The organism is Bradyrhizobium sp. 23AC (genome assembly GCF_054863025.1).
The window spans coordinates 187,065-205,766 of the sequence record NZ_JAVAYN010000015.1; the positions used below are offsets into that span (position 1 = coordinate 187,065).

Annotated in this window: 21 protein-coding genes and 1 pseudogene; 12 read left to right on the forward strand and 10 right to left on the reverse strand. The window is 63.2% G+C overall.

All coding sequences use genetic code 11. The annotated features are described in order from the left end of the window. Nucleotides 1-47 precede the first annotated feature (47 nt). On the forward strand, nucleotides 48-983 hold the full coding sequence (locus RAD10_RS29195) for a LysR family transcriptional regulator (protein ID WP_461620213.1): 936 nt from the start codon (nucleotides 48-50) through the stop codon (nucleotides 981-983). 135 nt (nucleotides 984-1,118) lie between these two features. Then, nucleotides 1,119-1,463 carry an REP-associated tyrosine transposase gene (locus RAD10_RS29200; RefSeq protein WP_461620214.1) on the forward strand — a complete coding sequence of 115 codons (345 nt, stop codon included), beginning with the start codon at nucleotides 1,119-1,121 and terminating at the stop codon, nucleotides 1,461-1,463. Nucleotides 1,464-1,743: 280 nt separating this feature from the next. Here the strand turns inward: RAD10_RS29200 and RAD10_RS29205 are convergent, their stop codons facing one another. Beyond that, nucleotides 1,744-2,001 (reverse strand): hypothetical protein, encoded by a 258-nt coding sequence (locus RAD10_RS29205; protein ID WP_038947524.1) that lies wholly within the window; start codon nucleotides 1,999-2,001, stop codon nucleotides 1,744-1,746. Between the two features lie 147 nt (nucleotides 2,002-2,148). On the opposite strand from RAD10_RS29205, the gene RAD10_RS29210 reads away from it, so the two are divergent. Continuing rightward, on the forward strand, nucleotides 2,149-3,135 hold the full coding sequence (locus RAD10_RS29210) for a tripartite tricarboxylate transporter substrate binding protein (protein ID WP_461620215.1): 987 nt from the start codon (nucleotides 2,149-2,151) through the stop codon (nucleotides 3,133-3,135). A 67-nt stretch (nucleotides 3,136-3,202) separates the two neighbouring features. Here the strand turns inward: RAD10_RS29210 and RAD10_RS29215 are convergent, their stop codons facing one another. Further along, on the reverse strand, nucleotides 3,203-5,818 hold the full coding sequence (locus tag RAD10_RS29215) for an autotransporter outer membrane beta-barrel domain-containing protein (RefSeq protein ID WP_461620216.1): 2,616 nt from the start codon (nucleotides 5,816-5,818) through the stop codon (nucleotides 3,203-3,205). Nucleotides 5,819-6,130: 312 nt separating this feature from the next. Here RAD10_RS29215 and RAD10_RS29220 point away from each other — a divergent pair, with 312 nt between their 5' ends. Next, nucleotides 6,131-6,475, forward strand: a complete 345-nt coding sequence (locus RAD10_RS29220; protein WP_091965988.1) for a hypothetical protein — start codon at nucleotides 6,131-6,133, stop codon at nucleotides 6,473-6,475. A gap of 170 nt (nucleotides 6,476-6,645) precedes the next feature. Here the strand turns inward: RAD10_RS29220 and RAD10_RS29225 are convergent, their stop codons facing one another. The 4 genes from RAD10_RS29225 to RAD10_RS29240 all read right to left on the reverse strand — a co-directional run bounded on the left by RAD10_RS29225 (nucleotide 6,646) and on the right by RAD10_RS29240 (nucleotide 9,783). Beyond that, nucleotides 6,646-7,476: an adenylate/guanylate cyclase domain-containing protein gene (locus RAD10_RS29225; RefSeq protein ID WP_461620232.1), complete on the reverse strand. Its 831-nt coding sequence runs from the start codon at nucleotides 7,474-7,476 to the stop codon at nucleotides 6,646-6,648. Nucleotides 7,477-7,534: 58 nt separating this feature from the next. Then, on the reverse strand, nucleotides 7,535-8,002 hold the full coding sequence (locus tag RAD10_RS29230) for a YbaK/EbsC family protein (protein WP_461620217.1): 468 nt from the start codon (nucleotides 8,000-8,002) through the stop codon (nucleotides 7,535-7,537). A 41-nt stretch (nucleotides 8,003-8,043) separates the two neighbouring features. Beyond that, entirely contained in the window at nucleotides 8,044-8,775 is a 732-nt protein-coding gene (locus RAD10_RS29235) for a haloacid dehalogenase type II (RefSeq protein WP_461620218.1), read from the reverse strand. 84 nt (nucleotides 8,776-8,859) lie between these two features. Next, nucleotides 8,860-9,783 (reverse strand): LysR family transcriptional regulator, encoded by a 924-nt coding sequence (locus tag RAD10_RS29240; RefSeq protein WP_461620219.1) that lies wholly within the window; start codon nucleotides 9,781-9,783, stop codon nucleotides 8,860-8,862. 110 nt (nucleotides 9,784-9,893) lie between these two features. On the opposite strand from RAD10_RS29240, the gene RAD10_RS29245 reads away from it, so the two are divergent. Both RAD10_RS29245 and RAD10_RS29250 read left to right on the forward strand, forming a co-directional pair. Beyond that, nucleotides 9,894-10,598: an alpha/beta fold hydrolase gene (locus tag RAD10_RS29245; protein ID WP_461620220.1), complete on the forward strand. Its 705-nt coding sequence runs from the start codon at nucleotides 9,894-9,896 to the stop codon at nucleotides 10,596-10,598. A 129-nt stretch (nucleotides 10,599-10,727) separates the two neighbouring features. Further along, nucleotides 10,728-11,429, forward strand: coding sequence for an alpha/beta fold hydrolase (locus RAD10_RS29250; protein WP_461620221.1), 702 nt, complete (start codon nucleotides 10,728-10,730; stop codon nucleotides 11,427-11,429). A gap of 51 nt (nucleotides 11,430-11,480) precedes the next feature. On the opposite strand, the pseudogene RAD10_RS29255 reads toward RAD10_RS29250, so the two are convergent. After that, nucleotides 11,481-12,385: pseudogene (locus RAD10_RS29255) on the reverse strand (zinc-dependent alcohol dehydrogenase family protein). 82 nt (nucleotides 12,386-12,467) lie between these two features. Here RAD10_RS29255 and RAD10_RS29260 point away from each other — a divergent pair. Continuing rightward, on the forward strand, nucleotides 12,468-12,815 hold the full coding sequence (locus RAD10_RS29260; protein ID WP_461620222.1) for a MerR family transcriptional regulator: 348 nt from the start codon (nucleotides 12,468-12,470) through the stop codon (nucleotides 12,813-12,815). 107 nt (nucleotides 12,816-12,922) lie between these two features. Here the strand turns inward: RAD10_RS29260 and RAD10_RS29265 are convergent, their stop codons facing one another. Then, entirely contained in the window at nucleotides 12,923-13,345 is a 423-nt protein-coding gene (locus RAD10_RS29265) for a winged helix-turn-helix transcriptional regulator (protein ID WP_461620223.1), read from the reverse strand. 86 nt (nucleotides 13,346-13,431) lie between these two features. On the opposite strand from RAD10_RS29265, the gene RAD10_RS29270 reads away from it, so the two are divergent. Beyond that, entirely contained in the window at nucleotides 13,432-14,166 is a 735-nt protein-coding gene (locus tag RAD10_RS29270; protein ID WP_461620224.1) for an SDR family NAD(P)-dependent oxidoreductase, read from the forward strand. 242 nt (nucleotides 14,167-14,408) lie between these two features. Here the strand turns inward: RAD10_RS29270 and RAD10_RS29275 are convergent, their stop codons facing one another. Continuing rightward, a complete protein-coding gene (locus RAD10_RS29275; protein WP_018321552.1) occupies nucleotides 14,409-15,293 on the reverse strand; it encodes a 4-hydroxyphenyl-beta-ketoacyl-CoA hydrolase in 885 nt (294 codons plus the stop codon). A gap of 309 nt (nucleotides 15,294-15,602) precedes the next feature. Between RAD10_RS29275 and ykgO the strand changes: the two genes are divergently transcribed. From ykgO to RAD10_RS29290, 3 genes are all read left to right on the forward strand, one after another. After that, on the forward strand, nucleotides 15,603-15,728 hold the full coding sequence (ykgO, locus tag RAD10_RS29280) for a type B 50S ribosomal protein L36 (RefSeq protein WP_006611362.1): 126 nt from the start codon (nucleotides 15,603-15,605) through the stop codon (nucleotides 15,726-15,728). A gap of 105 nt (nucleotides 15,729-15,833) precedes the next feature. Beyond that, entirely contained in the window at nucleotides 15,834-16,466 is a 633-nt protein-coding gene (locus RAD10_RS29285; RefSeq protein WP_461620225.1) for a tetratricopeptide repeat protein, read from the forward strand. A gap of 140 nt (nucleotides 16,467-16,606) precedes the next feature. Then, nucleotides 16,607-16,867, forward strand: a complete 261-nt coding sequence (locus RAD10_RS29290; RefSeq protein ID WP_461620226.1) for a hypothetical protein — start codon at nucleotides 16,607-16,609, stop codon at nucleotides 16,865-16,867. A 7-nt stretch (nucleotides 16,868-16,874) separates the two neighbouring features. Here RAD10_RS29290 and RAD10_RS29295 read toward each other — a convergent pair whose 3' ends face one another. Next, entirely contained in the window at nucleotides 16,875-17,057 is a 183-nt protein-coding gene (locus tag RAD10_RS29295; RefSeq protein ID WP_461620227.1) for a hypothetical protein, read from the reverse strand. Between the two features lie 343 nt (nucleotides 17,058-17,400). On the opposite strand from RAD10_RS29295, the gene RAD10_RS29300 reads away from it, so the two are divergent. Then, on the forward strand, nucleotides 17,401-18,357 hold the full coding sequence (locus tag RAD10_RS29300) for an alpha/beta fold hydrolase (RefSeq protein WP_461620228.1): 957 nt from the start codon (nucleotides 17,401-17,403) through the stop codon (nucleotides 18,355-18,357). Nucleotides 18,358-18,702 lie beyond the last annotated feature (345 nt).

The window sequence follows — 18,702 nt, forward strand, 5'->3', positions numbered from 1 at the left end:
CTGTTGAAACGCATTGTTTCCATAAGTATCCAGATGGATAGGCCGCCATGGCAAAACTTCCCGATTTCGAGGCGCTCGCGATTTTCGCAAAAGTTGTGGAATTACGGTCGTTTGCGGGGGCCGCGAGCGAGCTCGTGATGTCCAAGGCGACTGTGTCCAAGGCGGTCACGCGTCTGGAGGAGCGGCTCGGCGCCCGGCTGTTCAACCGCACCTCACGCCGGCTTGCGCTGACCGACGCCGGGCACAAGCTCGCCGAGCGCGCGACGCGGCTGCTGACCGACGGCGAAGCGGCAGAGAACGAGGCGTTGGCGCAATCGGTGGCGCCGCGGGGCCTGGTGCGGCTCGCCGTGCCCATGACGTTCGGCATCAAGGCGGTGGCGCCGCTGCTGCCTGAGTTCTTTGAGGCCTATCCGGAAGTCTCGGTCGATCTGCATTTGAGCGATGCGACCGTCGACCTGATCGGCGAGGGCTTTGACATGGCGGTGAGGATCGCCCGGCTGCCGGACTCCTCGCTGATCGCACGGCGGCTCTTCACCATGCCGCGCTTCACCGTGGCCGCGCCGTCCTATCTGAAGAAGCACGGTCGGCCGACGCATCCGATGCATCTGGCCGAGCACAAATGCTTCAGCTACGCCTATCTGTCGACGCCCAACATTTGGCACTACACCAATTCGGCCGGCGAGCAGGCTAGCGTGCGCCCGGGTGGACAGCTCCGCGTCAACAACGGCGAAGCCGTGATGCCGGCGTTGATCGCTGGGCTCGGCATCGCCGAGCTGCCCGAGTTCATCGTTGGCGAAGCGATCTCATCGGGCGCCGTCGAAGTGATCCTGAAGGACTGGAAGCAGGCCGAAGGCGCCGTGCACCTGGTGACGCCGCCCGGCGGCCCCCGTCCCGCCCGCGTCGAAGCGCTCGGCGATTTCCTCGCGGCCAAGCTGCCGGGCACCTGCAAGCGGCGGGCGCGTGGGAAGGTCAAGGCTGGGTAACTCCGATGGTGGGCACGGCGCGCCAAGAGCGCGCCTTTGCCCACCCTACAAGACCTCGCTAGTCTATGGTCTGCGCGAGCTACCGTAGGGTGGGCAAAGCGAAGCGTGCCCACGGCTTCGCCTGAGGGATCGCAAGTGTCTCGGTATCGGCGCGCGCAGGGCAGCGCGTTCTTCTTCACCGTCGTGCTCGCCGACCGGTCGAGCACGCTGCTCGTGGACCACGTTGATCGCCTCAGGCGAATTTACCGAACAGTTCAGCAGCGCCGCCCGTTCGAGACAATCGCCATTTGTATCCTGCCCCAACATCTCCATGCTGTTTGGTTGCTTCCGGAGGACGATGCCGAATTTTCGTCGCGGTGGAATCTGATCAAAGGCGGCTTTTCGCGAGGCTTGGAGGGCGGGCCGCCTTCAATGAGCAAATTGAAGAAGCGTGAGAAGGGCGGGGACATGCGGGACATCGCCGGTCATTTCGGAGAGTGATCGTGGGCACGGCGCGCGAAGAGCGCGCCTTTGCCCACCCTACGGGATCTCGCCAATCTATCGTTTGTGCAAACTATCGTAGGGTGGGCAAAGCGAAGCGTGCCCACGGCTTCGCCTGAGGAGATCACAGGTGTCTCGATATCGATGCGCGCAGGGAGGCACTCTTCCTTTGGATCGGGGAGGGGATATGCGCGACATCGCGGGACATTTCGGGGAGTGATCGTGGGCACGGCGCAAGAGCGCCTTTGCCCACCCTACGGCATCTTTTCTTGGGGCCGGACTACGCCACCTTCACGCCGTCGATCGCGACGATACGCAGGCTTGGCTTCAGCGTTTCTTCCAGCTGCGACTTCAATTCGTGAACGCGAGGGTCCCTCGAACGCTTCGCACAAACCGCATATTGATGGACCGATTGCGCCAATGCGCGGCGCGCTTCCGGCGTACGCGTCACTTCGGGCCTTGCAAGCCGCAGAACGATCGCGGCGAGATTCACCAGCATCTCGTCCAGGGCGACATCGATGGTTCCAATGTTAGGCATCACGCACTCCCTCAAGAGGGCAACAGTGGCTCCAGGCATGCGTTCCGGGCTCGGCCGAACATGGCTAACGCTTCGTAAACGTCTTGTTCTTGCCGATCGCGGCGCTAGGCTGGGCGCGAAACAAGAAAATTCGGGGAGGGACCTGCCATGGATCGACGCGACGTCCTGCGCGCCGCTGCTGCACTGCCGTTGCTGCGCGCTGCGTTACCCGGACCGGCCTTCGCGCAAACCTATCCCGCCCGCAACATCACCATGATCGTGCCGTTTCCGGCGGGCGGACAGGCCGATCTCGCAGCGCGGCCGGTGGCGATGGCGCTGGAGCGGGTTCTCGGCAAGGCTGTCATCGTCGACAACCGGGCCGGAGGCGGCGGCGGCTCCGTCGGCAATGCCGCGGCGGCACGCGCCGAGCCTGATGGTTACACTCTGCTGATGACGCTGTCCTCGCTCGCGGTGCTCCCCGAGGCCGACCGGCTGTTCGACCGTCCCGCCGCCTACGAGGTCTCGCAGTTCATGCCGATCGCGCGCGTGCTCGCCGATCCCACGCTGCTGGCGGTGCCGGCCTCCGCGCCATGGAAAACGGCGCAGGATTTCGTCGAGGATGCGAAGAAGCGGCCGGGTCAGATCACCTACGGCTCGTCAGGGCCTTACGGCACGCTGCATGTGGCGATGGAGATGTTCGCGAGCAGCGCCGGCATCAAGCTGCTGCACGTGCCGTTCCGTGGCGCAGGTCCCGCACTCACCGCAATCCTCGGTGGGACCGTGCAGGCGATCGCCGCCGCACCGGGGACGCTGAAGCCGCAGGTCGACGATGGCAAGCTCCGCGTGCTCGGCAATTGCGGCGCGCAGCGCATCGCGAGCTTCCCTGACGTGCCGACCTTCCAGGAGCTCGGCTACAAGGACGTCGAGATGTACATCTGGGCCGGGCTGTTCGCACAGAGCTCTCTTCCCGCGCCGATCGCGACCCGCCTGCGCGAGGCGATGGCGCAGGTGATGGCGAGTCCCGAGGTGCTCAAGGCGTTCGAAACCTCGGGCAGTCTCGTCGCCTATCAGGACGCGCCGGCCTTCTCCGAATTCGTCGCGACCGACAGCAAGCGGCTGATCGCGGCGGTGAAGAAGATCGGCAAAGTGGAGTAGGGGCTTTCGGTTGTTGTTTAAGCATGATCTTTTCGGAAAACCGCTGCGCACTTTTCCGGATCATGCTTCAGAATTCACTGCGGACCACGCCCCGCAGGTTATGCCGGTCGTATCCCGGCGCGAACGCGCCCTCGTAGGATGCCTTGAACGATGTTGCGGCCGTGAGGTCCCATCGGATCTCGGCGCCGGTGAGCGCCACCGTGCGGGCACGCTCAACGCCGGTGATCGCGAACGGAATGCCGGGCGCGCCTTCGAGCGCAGCGGTAATGGTTGCTGCGTTGCCGGAGAACTCATGGCGTACGGCAAGGGTCGCGCCGAACTGCGCCGCGTGACCGTTCGGCATCATCACGCGGTGATGGGTGCGCAAGCCGGCCGTGCCGTAGCCGACGTCGAAGCTGCCGGCGCGCACCAGCTGATTGACGCCGGGCGCGCCGGTCTCGGAGAAGCTACCCTGGCGCGTCGAATACCAGTCGGCCTTGGCGAACGGCTCGGCCGTAAAACCCCATCCGGTCTCGAAAGGACGTGCGATGCCGAACGACGCGGCAAAGGTATTCGCCCGCGAGGAAGCGGTTGCAGTCTGTCCCAGGAACGAGATCGTGCGGGAGGATTCCAGCGCTGCGAAGGAATAGCTGATGGCGGATGCGAGATTGAATCCCCCCGCTTCACCGCGTGCGTAGAAGCCGGCATGGCCGGCATTGGCGTCGATGCGGTCGGCCCGGCCTGCCATGCGCAGCTGGCCGGTCGATGCGCCGATCGCAAGGCCGGCCGTGAAGCCCGGCAGGTTCCAGAGATCGGCGCCGAGGGCCGCGCCGCCAACGGCCGTGCTGGTCCCGAAAGCAATGTTGCTCGCCGCCACCTTGTCCCAATTTCCGTAGCCGCCGAACCAGACGCTCTGCACCGGTGCAGCGCGGCGACCACGCAGCGCCTTGCCGATCGGGTCCGCCGGCTCCGGGGCGTAAGCTGTGGCTGACATCCGCACGCTCTCGCCGCGCGACTGCGTGCCGGCGTTCCACATGAAGCTCTGGAACATGTCGGCCTGGTCCGCGGTGAAGCGGCGACCATCGGCGTGAATCTGCCCGGCGAGATCGTCGAGGCCGGCCTTGATGCCTGATGTATTGAGCGCGGCGAGCGTATTGATCGCGGTGCCGAGCGGTCCGGATGCGCCGCCAGACTGCGCCTGATCCAGCGCGCCGGCCACCGCCGTCTGGTTCGGCGTCAGGCCCGACAGCGTTCCGAAGCCACCGATCTGTTGCAGAAGGAAGTAGACATTGTTGGCGTCATAGCTGAGCTGCCCCGAGACCAGCGGACTGCCCGAGGTCGTCAGCGTCGCGAACGTGCCGGTGACGCCGCCGGTCGCGGTGAGGATCGTATATTGGGTATTGGCGAGGAAGCCCGCGCCGAGCGGCACGATCTGCACCGTGCCGCCATTGAGCGTCGCCGTCCCGGTCGCCGCGATCTTGTCGGACTGGCCGCCGGGATTGATCTCGACCCGAAAGGTCGCGCCGGTGTTGAAGGCCACGTTGCCGCTGACATTGAGGGTCCCGATCGAATTGCCGGGCGCGACCATGCCGCCAGTGTTGACGACGATGCCGCCGACCGTGCCGGTGCCGCCGAGATAGCCGCCGTTGACAGTGACCACGGAGGGCAACGTGCCGTTCACGATCAGGCCGCCCGCATCCACCGTGGTGGCGCCATTGAAGACGGTGGTGCCGATCAAGGTCCAGACGGAGTTGCCGTTTTTCTTCAGTTGCTCGAATTCGTCATATTGCAGGCCGGGGCCGAGATTGCCGAGGTCGAACGAGGCGCTGCCGATGCTGCCGAAGTTCAGCGTGTCGGTACCGCTCCCGCCGCGAACGGTCCCGGTGATCGTCGAGCCAGGGGCGAGGCCGAGCAGATCATCGCCCCCGGACAGGTCGACCGCTCCGCTGCTGCCGCCCGAGATGGTGCCGGGGTTGAAGATGGTGTCGCTGCCGGAAGAACCCTGGATGGCGAAGAAACTGCCGGAGATCGTGCCGCCATTGATGAGTGTATTGCCGCCGGCGATGAATTGCACGCCGGTATGGCCGCCGCCGATCGATCCGCTGTCATAGACGAGGACGATATTGTCGCTCGACGTCCCGCTGATGCGGAGTCCCGTCGTGTTTGCTCCGGTGCCGACCGCCGTCCCGCGAATGTTGACGAGATTGCCGTCCGAATTGTCGATGACGATGGCCGCTTCGGCATTGCCCGTCCCCTCCGCAATCCCGCCGGCCGCGATCGTCACATTGTTGTGGATCGATCCATTGGAGAGCAGAACCGCCCCGCTGTAGGTCGAGGCCGTCGCCTGATCGCTGACGGTGACGCGCGAGCCGATGGTGCCGTCGTAAACGACCGCGGGAATCCCGGCGCCCGGCAGCAGCGAAGTCAACGTGCCGTCGCCGATATTGACCGTGACGTTGCTGCGGCCGGTGGCGTTGATGTGGTCGGTGTTGCCGAGGCCGGTGCAGGTCGCAACGTCGCCCGAATTGAGCGCGCCGATCGTGCCGGTGCCCGCCACCGTGCAGGCCGCGAGGGCCGGGCCGGTCGTCAGGGCCGGGAGTGCAACGAGCACCAGCGGGGCCAGTGCCGTGGTGACGAGCAGCCTGTTGCGCAGGATGGCGGCCTTTGTGGTGTTTTGCGCACAGGTCGGTATTGCAGTCGGCATCGACGGATTCCCTCATTCCAGCACGATTGCTAGCGGGGCCGTCGCCGCGGTTCTTGGCGTTATGCGAAATGCCCTATGGCCAAAGGCGCAAGGTGCCGGTTTGCGCTGGCCCTGTTGCGGCGGTGCCACGGACCGTGGCGCCGCATGTCGCCCGGGCACGTGGGCAAAAGCGCAGGGGATGACGTTGCGGGCAACTCGAGTATCGAGGGCGAATTGGGTTCCGAAGCCATTTTCACATTTTGTTGTTGGTTCAGAACCGGGTCCTGCCTCATTGATTGATGAAAATCGATGGGAATTAAGAAGGATCGGGACATGCGAACAGAGCGGATTGCGCTGGGTGTGGCGCTCGCGGTCGGCGGCATCGTCGCGCAGGGCGCTGCATTCGCCCAGGAATATCGCGGCACCATGGAACAGCAGATGGCATGTACGCCGGACGTCTGGCGTCTGTGCAGCGACCAGATTCCGGACGTGAGCCGGATCACCGCCTGCCTGCAGCAGAATACGCCGCAGCTGTCGAGCGGCTGCCGCGCCGTGTTCCAGTCCAACAACCAGATGCCGCCGCAGCAGCAGGTCCCACGCAATCGTGCCGCACCGCCGCGTTATAACAATGCGCCGCCGCCACCTCCGCAGCGTCCCTATGACGATTACGACGATTAGGCTCTGAAGGGCGCATGATCCGGAAAATTGCGCAGCGCTAAAGCATGATCCGGAAAAGTGCGAAGCGGTTTTCCGGAAAGATCATGCGCAAACAACAACCTAAAGCGCGATGACGATTCATCCAGATCTCATCGCGCTTTAGGCGCGACGATGTGGTCGTGCCGCCTCGTTCAGCGCTCGGTCTTGCTGTCCGATTCAGGTCGTTGTCCAAGCACCATCCGCAGGACGACACCGAAGAGAATGGCTGCGACCGGCCAATGGAACCAGATCTTATTGCCGGTGAAAAGATTGATCAGAATCAGGAAGGCCGACACCGTGAGGGCCGCTGCCAGCGGGCGGGGCAGCTTTGCGAGCCAGTCCGAGACGATATTCGTGGACAAAGAGGGTTCGCGCCTGTCGTCAATCCGCGGCGCACGCGCTCGCTCTGAGACAGCTGCGCTTGCCTCGATCGGGACGCCTCCCGGCATCGCCGTTTGGCCACCCAGGGTCAGCCGATAGCTGGTCAAGGGAGCAATGTTCTTCATCGGACGCTGGCCGAGACAGTCGAAGCCAACGGATAATTTGTTGTGCACCTGGTCGTAGACGGAGCTCGAGATCACGACGCCGCCGGGCTCAGCGAGCTCTTGCAGCCGTGATGCGATATTGACCCCGTCGCCATAGATGTCGGAGCCGTCCACCATCACATCGCCGAGGTTGATGCCGATGCGAAACCGCATCGGGCTCGCCTGCGGCGCGTCCGCGGCCTGACTGGAGATTTCCTGCTGAATCTCGACCGCGCATTGCACGGCTTCGACGACGCTGGCGAACTCGGCGATCACGGCATCGCCCCAGGTATTCACGATGCGGCCGTCACGGCGCTCGACCAATCGCGCGATGGCGGTGCGGTAGCGGCGGAGCGTCTCCAGCGTTCCGGTCTCGTCTGCTTCCATGAGACGAGAATAGCCGTACACGTCAGCGCACAGCACGGTGGTCAGTCGTCGTTTCACCTTGTCGTCGGTCATCGGCGCCATGCTAGCCTCCCTGATCGGCAAATGCACCAGGGATCATATCCGGGCCGCCTTACGGCCTGACCTCGCAGACGTCGACCCATTCGGCGGCGGTCAGCTCGGCCATCCGGTCGGGCGTGATGCGCACTGCGCTGTGGGTCGAGCCCGCGGCCGGGACCACGACGTCGAATGCCTTCAGCGACACGTCGCAATAGATCGGCAGCGGCGACTTCAGGCCGAACGGGCAGACGCCGCCGACCTCGTGTCCGGTGATGTCGGCGACCTCCTCCAGCCCCAGCATCTTCGGCTTGCCGCCGAACTGTGCCTTGACCTTCTTGTTGTCCATGCGCGAGGTGCCGGCGGCCACGATCAGGATCACGCGTTCGCCGACGCGCAAGCTCAGCGTCTTGGCGATCATTCCGGGCTCGACGCCATAGGCTTCGGCGGCCAGCGGCACCGTGGCCGAGCTGATCGGGGATTCCATGACGGAGATGTCGGGGGCTTTCTCGGCGAAAAAGGCGCGAACGGATTCCAGGCTCATTCCGGGCAGCTCATGTCAGACTTACGGGCGGGCGGCGATGCCTAGGCGATCCCTGGCAGCTCGGAGAGCGCGCGGACGCGGTGGTCCGGCACAATGCCAAGCTCGTCCATCTGGGTGCGGATCGCCTTGAACATGGTCAGCGGTGCCACGAGTTCGTTCTCGACGCAAGCCAGCGCCATCGCCTCCGGCGTCACCCGCTCGATCCAGGCGACATTCAGCCCGAACGCTTTCGCGCCCGCCACGTCCCAGGGGTTGGAGGACACGAACAGGGTCTCGCTCGGTGCGGTGCCGAGCACTTCCCCGATCAGCATGTAGGCCTCCGGACTCGGCTTGAAGATCTTCTTGGCATCGACGCTGATGGTGGCATCGAGCAGACGATCGAGCTTGGTGTTGCGCACCAGCGCATTCAGCATGTCCGGGCTGCCGTTGGAGAGGATGGCAAGCTTTCGCGGCTTGAGCGCTGCAAGCGCGCTTGTCGCGTCCGGATAGAGGTCGAGATGCAGATATTTCTCGATCACCCGCTCGAAGGTCTCGCTCTCATAGGCCAGCCCGAGCACGCGCAGCGTATAGGCGAGCGAGTCGCGGGTGACCGCGGCAAAATCCTGGTAGCGCCGCATCAGCGAGCGCAGCCAGGTGTATTCGAGCTGCTTGATGCGCCAGACCTGCGTGATGATCTCGCCATAGCCGGGAAACGCATCCTCGGTGATCTCAGCGACCGACTGGATGTCGTAGAGCGTTCCGTAGGCGTCGAAGACGACGGCTTTGTGGCTCATGGGCTGTCCTTCCAGGATCGGTGTGGGCGCAGGGACTCGGCTTCGTGAGTGCGCATGAGCTCAACCCATCCTACCGACTGCCAATTATTGAACTTCGGCATAGCGGATGATGCTCTGATTCTGAACGCTTGCGATCAATTCATCTGCGCGAGACAAAAGCCGTTGGAGCAACGGGGAGGAATTTGTCTGATTGAACCCCAGGGCTAAATCGACCGTTGGCGTTCCTCCCTCGAGCGCTCTGGCAACAACGTTGGGTGCCAGCATATTCTGCGCATAGAGGGGAACAAGACTAATTCCGCCTGTGGACGCTACGAGCGACATCGCCGACGATATATTCTCGCCTTCGTACTTTGCCTTGAGCGTGATCCCAATCCTGGATGCATAATCATCAATGGCGGCTTGCAGCACCGGAGAGGTTCTTGCCGAACTGACGTAAATTTCCCGGGCGAGATCTTGCGGCCGAATCCTTTTGCGAGAGGCCAAACGATGGTCAGCCGGAAGCACAGCAATCAAGGGCTCCTTCGCCAGCATCTTGAAGATTAGACCCGCGCTCTCTTTCTCAGGTCGAAGGAAGGCGACATCCAACTTTCCTCGCATCAACGCGAGCGTGAGTTCCGGGGAGGATTGAGTGCAGAGCGTGACTTCGACCTCGGGTGCTTCCTCGCGGAGGATCCGCAACAGATGGGGTAGCCACATGACCTCCAATCCAACCAAAAATCCCATGGAAAGCGCGGGTCGTCGCGGTTCGGCCGTCCGCCGGGCACCATCAGTCGCCGCCTCGACTTGCAAGAGCGCCAGCCGAGCGTGATCGAGAAACACTCTTCCTGCGGCTGTCAGCGTCACGCCGCGGGCCTGGCGCTCCAATAGCCGTACGCCAACTTCGTTTTCCAGATCGCGAATCTGTCGACTCAAAGACGGCTGCGATGTGTTCAGCCGCCGCTGGGCAGCAGTCAAAAAACTGCCTTCCTCCGCCACGGCAACGAAATAGCGCAAATGCCGAAGTTCCAATTCGCCCTCGTATATCTTTGAGGCATAGCTCCGAGCGTACAAGGTCTTAGTCATCAACAGAAGGGGGATTTAGCTTCGCGCAGTTTCAAACCACCAAGGGACAAGGAAGAATGTCGACAACCTCCAAGCCTAGCATCGTGTTCTGTCACGGCCTCTGGGCCGATGGCTCCTGCTTCAGCAAGGTCATCCCCGCTTTGCAGGCCGATGGTCACGAAGTGATCGCTGTTCAATACGGGCTCAACAACTACCCGGATGACATCGCCACCGTGAAACGCACGCTGGGTCGGGTTAACAGCCCGGCCATACTGGTTGGTCACTCCTATGGCGGAGCCACCATCACGGGCGCCGGAACCGACGAGCGCGTCGCCGGCCTCGTTTACATCGCCGCGGTCGTCCCGGATGTCCAGGAGACCGTGCAGAGCCAGCTCAACAAATACCCGACCGAAATCTTCTCCCAGATCGAGGTCGCAGGCGGACGCGTCTGGATCAAGCCGGAAGGCGTCAAGTACTTCGCGGGAGACCTTCCTGAGCAGGAGCAGAAGCTGGTGTGGGCGACCCATTACCCGCCGGCCGCCGACCTGCTCGAGCAGCAAAATCTTGATGAAGTCGCCTGGAAGTCCAAGCCGAGCTGGTACATCCTCGCCCGCAAGGACCAGACCGTGCATCCCGATCTTCAGCGTTTTCTGGCGAAGCGCATGAATGCGATCACCGTCGAGACCGACAGCAGCCATGTCACCATGCTCTCGCAGCCTGACCTCGTCATCGACGTCATTCGCAAGGCTGCTGCGGCTGTCGAAGGCGGTCAGTCGAAATAAATCACGGTTCGCCCGCGAGGGAGGCGCCGTTCAAGGCGTCTCCCCTGTTCGATTCGGGTGATTTCGAAAGACGCAGCTGCATCCTTCGACAGAAATTCGGGCTGCAATCGCGCCTCCTAAGGAGTGCCCATGTCCACCACATCGAAGCCAACAATCGTCTTTTGTCACGGTATCTGGGCTGATGGCTCGTGCTTCAGCAAGGTCATTCCTGCGTTGCAGGCGGATGGCCACGAGGTCATTGCCGTCCAATATGGTTTGGACTCCTATGAAGAAGACCTTGCGACGGTGAAGCGCACGCTCAACCGCGTTGGCAGCCCGGTCCTCCTCGTCGGCCATTCCTATGGCGGAGCGACCATCACGGGCGCCGGCACCGATGATCGCGTGGTTGGCCTCGTCTACATCGCAGCGGTTGCGCCCGATGCGGGCGAGACCGTGCAAGACCAGCTCAACAAATTCCCGTCGGACATTTTCTCACGTGTCGAGGTCGCAGACGGTCGTGCCTGGATGCTGCCGAACGGCACCGAGTTTTTCGCCGGCGACCTTTCCGAGGCTGAGCAGAAACTGGTATGGGCCACCCACTATGCGCCCGTCGCCGATCTGTTCCAGCAGCAGAAGCTTAGCGCTGGCAAGGTCGCGTGGAGATTGAAGCCGAGCTGGTACATCCTGGCTACTGAAGACCACACCGTGCATCCCGACTTGCAACGCTGGGTCTCGAAGCGCATGGGCGCGACGGTCACGGAGGTGGCGAGCAGCCACGTGCCGATGCTCTCCCGGCCCGAAATTGTGATCGACGTCATTCGCAAGGCGGCAGCCGCCGTTCAAAAAGGCTGATCGACGTCGGCGTTGGGACTATATCCGGCGACGCGGTATCGATCCAACAAGCTAAAGCGTCACGACGACCTTGCCGAAATGTAAGCCGCTTCGCAGGTAAGCATAGGCTTCAGGGACTTCCTCGAAGCCGTAGATTCGATCGACGATCGGGTGAATTGCATGTTCGCTCAGGAAGCGATTCATCGCGGTGAAATGTTCGACCGATCCCACGGTGACCCCGATGATGTCTGCATTCTCCCATTGCAGGCGGGCGAGGTCTGGTTTCGGGCCGAACCCGGTCAAAACGCCAATCTGAACGATCTTGCCGCCCGAAGCGACGGATCGCAGCGACCGGTCATAGGTGCCGGGACCGCCGAGCTCGAGAATGTGACTGACACCTTCGCCACCGGTGGCCTTCATGAGAGCTGCGTCCCAGTCGGGCGTGTCGCGATAGTTGATGAGGATCGAGCCGCCCAGTGTCCTGGTCCGGGCGAGCTTCTCATCCGAGGATGAGATCACAATTGGCCGTGCCATGCCGTGACGCCGGCACAGGGCAAGGTCGCCGCTTCGACCAAGGACAGGTGCGCTGGCACGGGAACGAGCGCCGTTGCCGGCAGCACGACATACTCGGCCAGCATTCCGTCCATCGTGTTGCCACCGAGGGACGACGAAACATAATTGGACTTGAACGGACCCGAGATCCAATCGCGAAAGAACGACGCGGCAACGCGGTCTCCGACATGCCATTGCGCGACGTTGGAGCCGATGGCGTCAACGACGCCCGCACCGTCGGAGAGCGGTACGCGGCCGTTGAGTTCGTTTTGGCCTGCGCGGTCGAGGATCAGAAGGTCTCGGTAGTTCAGACTTGCTGCTTCGACCCTGACGCGGACTTCACCATTGGCGGGTTCGGGCTTGCTGATGTCGGCTCGCACGAGGCGGCCGGCCCCGGCTTGGCTGTTCAAATGGTAGGCTTTCATTGTTGCTCCCTCTCAAGTGCATTCACGTGGGTGAGCACAGTCTGTAAGGTCTAACAGCGCTGTCAGGGTCAAGAGGTCTCGGATGAAGATTGGCGAACTTTCCCGGAGGACCGGGGTCAGCGTCCGAATGTTGCGATACTACGAGGCCGAAGGGCTGCTCGCGCCGCAGCGGACGGATTCCGGTTACCGCGACTATGGTCCGGAGGAAGAGCAGACCGTGCGGCGGATCAAGATGCTTGGCTCTGCCGGGATGACGCTGGACACGATTCAGCGGTTACTTCCGTGCGTGCGGAACAATGATCCGGCCTTCACGCCGTGTAACGAGCTGCGAAGAATACTTGCCCAGCAAGTCAGCATGATCGACGAACGTATCGAGACGCTCAGCCAGAGCCGGACCATTCTTGCGGGCTATCTGGCAAGCGTGAACTGATCGCAGAACGCGTCGACGTCGCCTGTTGGCGGACGTCGTGCAGTGGTTGCCAGAGACGCGGGTCGTGCCTCAGTTGCAAGCGCGCGGACCATATCGAAGTGGCCGGCTTACCGTCTCTTTGCATTCCAGGTCGCCCGCTCGGCGAAGACCTGGCTGACCTCTGCCATGTGCTCCGTGCCCCACGTGCAGAGCGGCACGAGGGCCTGGGCAAGGCTGTGACCCAACGGGGTGAGGCTGTAGTCGACCCGTGGCGGCACCTCCTTGTAGTCGGTCCGCTTCACGAGCCCGTCGGCCTCCAGCTCCTTCAACTGCTGGATCAGCACCTTGTCGCTGACGTCGCGGATGGCGCGCCGGAGCTCGCCGTAGCGGGTCGGGCCATCCTGGGCGACGAAGTACAGGATCAGCGGCTTCCACTTCCCGGCGACGACCCGCAAGGTTGCATCCAGGCCGCAGGTGAAGCCGGGCAAAGTCGGCGTGCAGCTCTGGACCGGTGTTGGAGCCTGTGCAGGCGGGAAAGTCGTGTCTGACATTTTTTGGGTACTTACCAAAAAGGTGCATACTTGTCGATAGGTGGGTACGCCGCCAGCTCAGTGCAACCTCAGTGAAGGAGCACATCATGAGCAGACTACAAGGCAAGACGGCAGTGGTGACCGGCGGCGGAACCGGCATCGGATTTGGAGCGGCGAAACGGTTCATCGACGAAGGCGCGTTCGTCTACATCTTCGGGCGGCGGCAGGAGCAGCTCGACGCCGCCGTGGCAAAGCTCGGATGCTCGGCGCGCGCCGTCAGGGGCTCGGTGACGGATCCGGCCGATCTCGACCGGCTCTATGAGACGGTGAAGAAAGAACGAGGCGGGCTCGACATTCTCTTCGCCAATGCCGGCACCGGGTTGTTCGCCCCGCTCGGCGAGATCACGGTCGAGCATTACGATCATATCTTCGACGTCAATGTGAAGGGGCTGGTCTTCACGGTACAGAAGGCCCTGCCACTGATGACTAAGGGATCGTCGATCATCCTGACCGGGTCGAGCACGGGCGTGATGGGGACGCCGCAGTTCAGCATCTACAGCGCGACCAAGGCCGCGATCCGCAATCTGGCGCGGAGCTGGGCGCTGGACCTGCGCGGCACCGGCATCCGCGTCAATGTGCTGTCGCCCGGGCCGACCAAGACGGAGCTGGCACTGGAGATCGTCGGCGAGGAAGCGTTCGATGCGCTCGGAAGTGCCACGCCCATCGGGCGCGTCGGCGATCCCTCGGAGACGGGAGCGGTGGCCGCGTTCCTGGCGTCCTCGGACAGCAGCTTCATGACGGGCGGCGAGGTCTTCGTCGATGGAGGCCTGGCGCAGGTCTGAAACCTCAGGTCGGAAGCCTTCCGCTAGGTGTCAGGGGGACGGTGCGCTCCCTCTCCCGCTTGCGGGGGAGGGCTGGGGTGGGGGTGTCGCCGCATCGGGAAAGTCATCGTGTGGAGAAAGCCCCCACCCGCCGCGCTCAGGCGCGCAAGTGCGCTGCCGAGCGCGTCGACCTCCCCCGCACGCGGGAGAGGTTGCAGCGAGCCCGTGGCGCATCAGGCGATTCCACCCACGGCCCACCCGCTTCAGATCCCCAGCAGCTTCCGCGCGTTCGCCTTGAGCACCTTCGGCCGGATCTCGTCGCGGATCTCGATCTTGGCGAAGTCCGACAGCCAGCGGTCCGGCGTGATCACCGGCCAGTCGGAGCCGAACAGCATCTTGTCCTGCAGGATCGAGTTGATGTAGCGCACCAGGATCGGCGGGAAGTATTTTGGCGACCAGCCGGAGAGGTCGATGTAAACGTTCGGCTTGTGGGTCGCGACCGACAGCGCCTCTTCCTGCCAGGGGAAGGAGGGGTGGGCGAGGATGATCTTGAGGTCGGGGAAATCAGCCGCGACGTCGTCCATGTACATCGGGTTGGAATATTTCAGCCGCATCCCCATGCCGCCGGGCATGCCCGAGCCGACGCCGGTCTGGCCGGTGTGGAATAGCGCGACCGCGCCGCCATTGTTGATCTCTTCGTAGAGCGGATAGGCCATGCGGTCGTTGGCGTAGAAGCCCTGCATGGTCGGGTGGAATTTGAAGCCGCGCACGCCGTATTCCTCGATCAGCTTGCGCGCCTCGCGTGCGCCGAGCTTGCCCTTGTGCGGGTCGATCGAGACGAAGGGGATGAGGACGTCGAGATGGTCGGAGGCGGCCTCGATCATCTCGTAATTGTTGTAGCGGCGGAAGCCGGTCTCGCGCTCGGCGTCGACCGGGAAGATCACCGCGGCGATGTTCTTGGAGCGGTAGTAGGCCGCGGTCTCCGGCACTGTCGGCGGATGCTTGTTCGGCGACTTGAAATACTCCGCCATCTGCGCCTGGAAATCGTCATAGCCATCGTCAGGGTGGCAGCCGCAGGGCTCCTCGGCGTGGGTGTGGATGTCGATGGCGACGACATCGTCGATATTGGGCAGCTTCAGCTTCGGCATGGGTTTCCTCCGGATGGGTTGCCGAATTGATTATATGATATAACGAATTTGGCAAGGTGTCGTCGAAAGGTCTGATTCCCCAGCGATAAATCGGGCCGATCCGGCCGCTTTGACGGTGCATGGGGTTGTTTTCGCGAATTTGCCGGTTCGGAACGGGCCAGTTAACATTGACATGACCTCCCGCCATGCCTTAAGAACCGCCCCGTCCCGGGCGGTCGTCCGCCGGCGGGAAAAATCTCATTTTGCCACATTCGCGCGTGCCGAAACGGTAGTGCCGAACACGGCCTTTCGAACGTTCAGGATTCCGCCATGAAGGTCCGTAACTCGCTGAAATCGCTGCGCGGTCGCCATCGCGCCAACCGCCTGGTCCGCCGCAAGGGCCGGGTCTATGTGATCAACAAGGTGCAGCGCCGCTTCAAGGCTCGTCAGGGCTGATCCCTGCCGAGGGCTCCTGAGCGCGCCCCGCAAGACCACGGTCTCACACGAGTTTGACGCCGCCCCTGCTTTGCAAGGGCGGCTTTGCGCGTTTAGACTTTGACCATGGCAGTGAGATTCCTCTTCGCGCGCACCTTGTGTCTGGCCCTTGTGCTGGGAGCCTCCGGCCTTGCTCCGGCCCTGGCACAGCAGGTTGATCCACCCGGCAAGCAGAAGAAGCTCCCCGAGGCGCCGGCCAAGCTGCCCAAGGTCGATCGCAACAAGAATCTCGAATTCCTGTTCGGCGCGCTGAAGGCGGCGCCGGACGAGGTCAGCGCCAAGCATGTCGAGGCGCGGATCTGGGCGATCTGGCTCCAGACCCCGAGCGACACCGCGGCGCTGTTGATGGCCCGCGCCAAGACCGCGGTCGACGCCAAGAAGATCGAGGTCGCGATCAAGTTGCTGGATTCCGTCATCAAGCTCAGGCCCGACTACATCGAGGCCTGGAACCGGCGCGCCACGCTCTATTACATGCAGAACGATTATGGCCGTTCGCTCGCGGATATCCAGCAGGTGCTGATCCGCGAGCCGCGCCATTTCGGCGCGCTCGCGGGCCTCGGCATGATCATGCAGGAGGTCGGCGACGAGAAGCGCGCGCTCGAGGCCTATCGCAAGGCGCTCGCCGTCAATCCGCACCTCGAAAAGATCCCCGACCAGGTCAAGGCGCTGACCGAGAAGGTCGAGGGACGAGATATCTAGCGCACGATCCGGACGCGGATAGTTTGATCATCTTCCGAGTGATGGCTGCCTGCGCCGATTAACCACGATCGGAAGCGCGGCATCGTGCGGACTATTGCCGGCGCAGCCGCAGGCCTACCTGCATGGCAGGAGCAAAAGCCATGAAGCGTTTGATCTTTGCGGGTAGCTTGCTGCTCGCGTCGGGGACGGTGAGCCTCGCCGACGGACTTTTCTGGGTGGTCGGCAACCGCGCCACCGGGAAATGCAACATCGTGACCAGCAATCCGGTCATCGTCGGCGATATCTGGTTCGGCGACGGTCCCTACAAGTCGAGGGCCGATGCCAAGCTTGCCCGTTCGACGATCCGCGCCTGTCCCGCGCCCACGCCCGACGAGGAAAAGGACGAGGACGGAGCTAACTAGCCTGCATCTAATGCAGGGCGTTGCCGCCGCGCTCGACCAGGCCGTGATCGGCGGCTGCGGCGTAAGCCTTGGCAAGCTCCGATTCCAGGTGCTCGTTGATCAGCAGCAGCGCCCGCAGGGCACCGCGCAGATCGCCGTTGCAGCTCGCCACGATCTCGTCGATCGCAGTGTCGTTCGATCTGAAGCTCATCGAAAATCCTCCGGTTCAAATCAGGACAAATCCTGCCGGTCTTTCCCGCATCCCCTGAGGTTGCCCTGGGGCCTGCGAGGAGGATCGGCGCCCACCCGCGCCTAGATGGCGGAACCGACCATGGCGATTATATGGAGGCCGCGATGACGGCCCCATGAAGCTGTTCCAAGGCTTGCGTGTCCTCCTGGAATATTGTTGATTCTATTGAGTTTTCACGTTCTTCAATTATGCACATATCCACAGCCCCGGCAGTTTCGGCGCAAATCCGGAGAGCCGGCGGAGCGAAACTGCCACCCGTAACGCCCGTAACTGCCCTGTGCCCAGGATCACCCGGATTCTCTCCATGATCGTGATGTCAGTCGTGACGGCGCTGGTTCTGCTGGCGCTGGTCACGCAGGCTGGAATCGTCGCCGTGCAGCGCGCCTTTCCGCCGCAGGGCGGGATGGTCGAGGTCGACGGCGCGACGCTTCACGTCGTCGATATCGGTCCGCGCGATGCCGGCCTGCCGATCGTGATGCTGCACGGCGCCAGCTCCAATCTCGAAGCGATGCGGCGCCCGCTCGGCGACCTCCTCGCCAAAGACCATCGCGTCATCCTGGTCGACCGTCCCGGCCATGGCTGGAGCACGCGCGCGCGGCGCCAGGATTCCACGCCGCAGATTCAGGCGCGGATGATCGATGAGGCGCTTGGCAAGCTTGGCATCGATCGCGCGGTCTTCGTCGTGCATTCCTGGAGCGGCGCGCTCGGCGCGCGGATCGCGCTCGATCATCCCGGCCGCGTCGCCGGCCTGGTCATGCTCGCCCCCGTCACCCATCCCTGGCGCGGCGGTGTCGGCCGTTACAATGAGTTCATCGCAACGCCGGTGATCGGTCCGCTGCTCGCCTACACGATCACCCTGCCGCTCGGCTACTTTCTGGCCGAGCCCGGCGCGCGCAACGTGTTCCTGCCGCAGATGATGCCGGATGGATTCGTGCAGGACTCCGCGACGCCGCTGCTGCTGCGCCCGCGCGAGTTCATCGCCAATGCCTATGATCTGGTGACACTGAAGGAGGCGGTGACTGCGCAAGCCGCGCGCTATGGCGAGATCTCGGCGCCGGTCACGATCATCGCCGGCGAGCCCGACAAGACGGTGAAGACCAACATCCACGCGCGCCCGTTCGCAGCCATGGTGCCGCATGCGAAGCTGATCGTGCTGCCCGAGCTCGGCCACATGGTGCAGAATGCCGTGCCAGAGCTCGTGAAGGCGGAAATCGAAACGATGATCGGGAAAATCGCCCCGGCGCAGGCGGCCGCCGATTAGAGCGTCTTCGAGCTATGGCGGACAAGTCGCTCCATCCGGGCTACGGGACCTTGCTGTGTCGCCCCCTGTCAATCCATGCGCACAAAAATATTCCACTTTACCGAAATTCGGTTTCGGCGTATGTGTCGCCCATCCCGGCTCACCCAAGAGGGGCGATCATGTGTCGTCACGCATCGCGAGCCGGGCTTGCGGTGGACGCGGCAGCGTCGGCATGAGAGGTGCGGGCAGGGCGGGTAGTCCCTGTGAGCCCGTAACCGCGTGCGGACGACGGCGCTGCCAGGCTTCGTCTCGTCTGTAAGTTTCCGGCTTCGTCGACGGAGTCAGGGAAAACTGCGGCGAAATGGC